This is a genomic window from Kingella pumchi (genome assembly GCF_022288825.1).
Classification (GTDB): domain Bacteria; phylum Pseudomonadota; class Gammaproteobacteria; order Burkholderiales; family Neisseriaceae; genus Kingella_D; species Kingella_D pumchi.
Genome location: NZ_JAKOOW010000004.1, coordinates 595 through 5545 on the forward strand (window position 1 = coordinate 595; position 4951 = coordinate 5545).

General features: G+C 61.5%; 4 protein-coding genes, 1 pseudogene and 1 riboswitch. Of the genes and pseudogenes, 3 read left to right on the forward strand and 2 right to left on the reverse strand.

Annotated elements, in window-relative coordinates; translation table 11 throughout:
* Nucleotides 1-186: 186 nt before the first annotated feature.
* Nucleotides 187-2025 carry a glutamine--fructose-6-phosphate transaminase (isomerizing) gene (glmS, locus tag MB824_RS01245; protein ID WP_238745175.1) on the forward strand — a complete coding sequence of 613 codons (1839 nt, stop codon included), beginning with the start codon at nt 187-189 and terminating at the stop codon, nt 2023-2025.
* Between the two features lie 220 nt (nt 2026-2245).
* On the opposite strand, the gene MB824_RS01250 is transcribed toward glmS, so the two are convergent.
* The gene (locus MB824_RS01250; RefSeq protein ID WP_238745177.1) at nt 2246-2551 is read right to left on the reverse strand and encodes a hypothetical protein; all 306 of its coding nucleotides are present in this window, start codon (nt 2549-2551) and stop codon (nt 2246-2248) included.
* Nucleotides 2552-2650: 99 nt separating this feature from the next.
* A riboswitch (SAM-I-IV-variant riboswitch) is annotated at nt 2651-2765 on the reverse strand.
* A 91-nt stretch (nt 2766-2856) separates the two neighbouring features.
* Nucleotides 2857-3072, reverse strand: a pseudogene (locus MB824_RS01255) (YpsA SLOG family protein); the annotation flags it as partial.
* Between the two features lie 107 nt (nt 3073-3179).
* On the opposite strand from MB824_RS01255, the gene MB824_RS01260 reads away from it, so the two are divergent.
* Both MB824_RS01260 and MB824_RS01265 read left to right on the forward strand, forming a co-directional pair.
* Complete coding sequence (locus tag MB824_RS01260) at nt 3180-4097, forward strand: hypothetical protein (RefSeq protein ID WP_238745181.1); 918 nt, start codon at nt 3180-3182, stop codon at nt 4095-4097.
* Between the two features lie 216 nt (nt 4098-4313).
* Nucleotides 4314-4841 carry a DUF6892 domain-containing protein gene (locus tag MB824_RS01265; RefSeq protein ID WP_238745183.1) on the forward strand — a complete coding sequence of 176 codons (528 nt, stop codon included), beginning with the start codon at nt 4314-4316 and terminating at the stop codon, nt 4839-4841.
* Nucleotides 4842-4951: the final 110 nt, after the last annotated feature.

The window sequence follows — 4951 nt, forward strand, 5'->3', positions numbered from 1 at the left end:
TATTTTCAGGCTGCCTTGCGCTATAATCGCGCGGTTTTTGCGGCGGTTTGAACGTTTTGCAAACCGCCGTTTTCCCGTCCGCCGCCGTTTTCAGGCTGCTTTTTTCTGCCAAGGCAGTCTGAAAGCCCGGCCGGACTGTTTTCCACCGGACGGCTTCCGGCCGTCCACCGATACTAAGGAACGATTATGTGCGGTATCGTCGGCGCCCTGCGCGCCCATCACAATGTCGTCGATTTTCTTACCGACGGCCTCAAACGCCTCGAATACCGGGGTTACGATTCATCCGGCATCGCTGTCAACGACGGCGGCAAAATCCGGCGCGTGCGCCGCGTCGGCCGCGTGCAGCAGATGGAAAACGCGGCGCGCGAAAAGGGCGTCTGCGGCCATATCGGCATCGGCCACACCCGCTGGGCGACCCACGGCGGCGTAACCGAGCCGAACGCCCATCCGCATATTTCCGGCGGCCGCATCGCTGTGGTGCACAACGGCATTATCGAAAACTTCGAAACCGAGCGCGAGCGTCTGCAGGGTTTGGGCTATGCTTTTGAATCGCAAACCGATACCGAAGTCATCGCCCACAGCGTCAATCACGAATACGCGCAAAACGGCGGCAGTCTGTTCGACGCCGTTCAGGCCGCCTGCCGCCGCCTGCACGGGGCGTATGCGATTGCGGTGATGGCGCAGGACAACGAGCGCGAAATGGTGGTCGCCCGCATGGGCTGCCCGCTTTTGGTGGCCTTCGGCGACGAAGAAACTTTTATCGCTTCGGACGTGTCGGCGGTTATCGCCTTCACCCGCCGCATCACTTATCTGGAAGACGGCGACATCGCGCTCTTGAGCACGCGCGGCATCGAAAAGCTGTGCGACAAAAACGGCGCGCCGGCCACCCGCAGCGTCAAAACCTCCGAGCTGTCGCTGGCCTCGCTGGAACTGGGGCCCTACAGCCACTTTATGCAGAAGGAAATCCACGAGCAGCCGCGCGCGATTGCCGACACCGCCGAAATCTTTTTGGACGGCGGCTTCGAGCCGGAAAACTTCGGCGCCGCCGCCCGCGATGTTTTCCAAAAGATTTCCGGCATCAAGATTCTGGCCTGCGGCACTTCCTACTACGCCGCACTCACCGGCAAATACTGGCTCGAATCGGTCGCCCGCATCCGTGCCGATGTGGAAATCGCCAGCGAATACCGCTACCGCGACGCCATTGCCGATCCCGACGAACTCGTCATCACCATTTCCCAGTCCGGCGAAACGCTGGACACCATGGAAGCGCTCAAATACGCCCAAACGCTCGGCCACAAGCACAGCCTGTCGGTGTGCAACGTGATGGAATCCGCCCTGCCCCGCGCCAGCGAACTGGCGCTCTACACCCGCGCCGGCGCTGAAATCGGCGTGGCTTCCACCAAAGCCTTCACCACCCAGCTGGTGGTGCTGTTCGGCCTGGCGGTAACGCTCGGCCGCCTGCGCGGCACCGTTTCCGCCGCACAAGCCGCCGCCTACGCCGACGAATTGCGCCAACTGCCCGGCAGCGTGCAGCACGCGCTTAATCTTGAGCCGCAGATTGCCGCCTGGGCGCAGAAGTTCGCCAAAAAAACCAGCGCCCTGTTTTTGGGACGCGGCATCCACTACCCCATCGCCCTCGAAGGCGCGCTCAAACTCAAAGAAATCACCTACATCCACGCCGAAGCCTATCCGGCGGGCGAACTGAAACACGGCCCACTGGCGCTGGTGGACGAAAACATGCCGGTGGTCGTGATCGCCCCCAACGACAGCCTGCTGGACAAAGTCAAAGCCAATATGCAGGAAGTGGGCGCGCGCGGCGGCGAGCTGTTTGTGTTTGCCGATCTGGACAGCAACTTCCACGCCACCGACGGCGTGCACGTGATCCGCACCCCGCGCCACGCCGGCGTGCTCTCGCCCATCGTCCACACCATCCCCGTGCAGCTTCTGGCCTACCACGCCGCCCTCGCCCGCGGCACCGACGTCGACAAACCGCGCAACCTGGCCAAATCGGTAACGGTGGAATAAACCCCGCCGAACCGGCACGCAGCAACAGGCAGCCTGAAAGCGCCACAAAAAACCGAAACCAACCCAGCCGACGTCATTCCCGCCTGAGCAGAAATGACGTCGTTCAGATAAAGTTTTGGGTTTTGCAAAGGTTTCAGGCTGCCTCGCGATTCAAACAAAAAGCAGCCTGAAAACCGCAAGCACGGTTTTCAGGCTGCTTTTATTTGGGCGGCCGCCCGAATTATGCCCGGGCGCCAAAAGCGCTCTGCCGCGCTTGGGTGAAATCACGGGTGCGGCGGCACAGTGTTTGGGCGGCTACGGCGGCATCGTTTTCGGCAATGCCCAATCCGCACAGGTTACGGGGCAGGAAGGCGGGGACGGCTGCATCACCGGCATCGGCCTGTGCCGCTTGTCCGGCACCGTCGTACCAGGTGGCGCTGCCGATGTCGTAGGCCAGTATGCGCTTTGCGCCGCAGAATACCGCTACGCGGGCACTGGCGGGGACGGTTTGCAAACGGAAGCTGTAGTCGGAAATGGAAAACTGCATGGGGAAACTCCTGATTTAGCGATTAAACAATGGGGCTGCAAGTCGGAATAAATCGCCCCGGGTCGGGTAACAAGGCATAAAAAAGCCCGCACTTCGTGTGCGGGTGTCGTGAATTGCCGTTACCGGCCGCATCGCGCCGTACTGCTTTGGCGCATCCACCTTACCTTGCGGCAGGTTGGCATGGATTTCACAAACCCAACTCGAAATGCGGGACGGATTGTGGCCGACGGCGGTGGACGTGTCAAGCGACAAAGCAGCCTGAAAGTGGGAAACCGGGCTTTCAGGCTGCTTTGCCGTCTGCCGCATCAGCCCGGCAGCAGCGCATCCAGCGCACAGGCTACCGCCTGCTGCGTATAGGCGTGCGCTGTCGGTTGCACTGAGCCGCGCGGGCCGCCGACGTTGAGCACGCACACGGCGTGGCGGCTCACGAAACGGGCGATACGCCCGCCCGCGCGTTCGGCGGCCAGCTCTTCGGCGTCGATCAGCAAAAACGGTTTTTGCTGTTTCAGGCAGCCTGAAACCGCCGTTTCCGTTTTTCAGGCTGCCCAGGCACTCAATCATACCGCTTTCCGAAAAACCATTTTATAATCAGCCCGTCACATACCGGCAGACAACGAAAGGACAGACCATGGCCTCCCTGAACCGCCCCGCTTCTCCCCTTGCGCCGCTCCAAGAAAAACCGTCCGACCCCGGCCGCCTGCTGCCTGCGCATCTGGCAGAAGCCGGAACGGTGCATCTGCTGTTGCAGGCCGTTGTTAGCCTGCTGCTGCTGGCTTTGGCGCTACTGATCGCGTTTTTGTTCGGCTCGAATTTATGGTCCGGCGCACCTGAAAAGCATTCGGATTCGGCAGCCGTACTGGTTTCGGGCCTGCCCTTGCTGGTGCTGTTTGCCGCCTACGGCATCGTCAGCCTGCACAATGTATGGCGGCGCTGGCGCAACCGCAGGCAGCGGCTGAACGGAGCGGTTTTTGCAGGCAGGCGCGCCGCGCCGCAGGGCAGCGCCGAAATCTGCCTGTTTTCACCGCTGCATGCTTTGGCGCGGATGGCGGCACAGGCGGCATGCTGCGCCGCAGCCTTTCTGTTGTTGCTTAACGATCCGGACAAGGGCGAATGGCTCTATGGACTGCTGTTTCTGCTTTTCCTGATCCAAGTGCAAAATCCGTCCGAACGCAGCCGTTCCCTGCTGCGAACGCTGTTCGGCGTGCCGCAAAAAACCGTCTACCGCGCCGACACCGACCGTTTCATCTTCTACGGCTATACCCTGCGCGGCGGTTGGCAGGTGCTGGCCGAATACCCCGCTTCGGATTTCATCGGCATTTACTGCCAGCCTGAACAGAACGCGCCGGCAAACGGCAACAGTATCACCCTGTGGCTGGCCGGACGCGAAGGCGGGCGCGACGTATCCGCAGGCAGCCCGCAGCGCTGGTTTTCCGACAACACGGCCGCCGCCGAAAACGCCCTCGAAGCCCTCTGCAGCGCCAGCGGCCTGCCGCCTTTGGCCGTACCGCCGAAAACGGATGCCGCCACCAAAGCACAGGCAGCCTGAAAACCGTATCGGGCAGCTTTCAGGCTGCCTTTTGGATTCCTGCTCCAATGGCGGGTTCGGACAAGTAGCGCCGCCATTCCGTTTGCCGTCCGGCAAAACACAAACAGGCAGCCTGAAAAACGGAAAACCTGCTTTCAGGCTGCTTTTTAGGCTGATTAAAGCAGCCTGAAAACCGAACCCCAAGCCGCAGCCGCGCCCGATACCCCCGCCGCCGCCGTGCTGCGCGGCCTGCTGCCCGCCGCCAAACCGTCCAAGCCCGCCAAAACCGCGTCGCCGCAAACCGTCTTCCACGACACCGCCCTCAAACTCGCCGTGATTGACGAACTGATGTACCGCCGCGACGCCCTCGCGCCCCGCCTCGACTTCGACCGTTTCGCCGCAGACTGCGAAACGCGCGTTATCAGCCGCGGCACCGACGGCTACGCCCCCGTGCCCGAAATTCTCGATTATTTTATGCAGCTCGACATCCCGCCCGAGATGCTCGCCACGGTTGAAGAACTCGACATCGAAGACGGCTTTTCCCCGCTCTACGCCGAACTGTGGCCGTATTACGACCCCGGCTGCGACCAAATGATTGCCGTCACCCACGCCGCCATCGCAGACCTTGAGCACCTGCCCAAACTCAAACGCATCATCGGCCTCGAAAGCCTCAACCCGCCCACCGGATTGCTAACCGAGCTGGAAAAGCGCGGCATCGAAGTGCTGACGCAGGAAGAGCGAGACGAAAAGGCATCCGGCCTTTAACGCGCAAAAGCAGCCTGAAAAAAAACCGCGAATGCGGTTTTTTTTCAGGCTGCCCTTTTCAGGCTGCCCTTTTCAGGCTGCCCTTTTCAGGCTGCCCTTTTCAGGCTGCC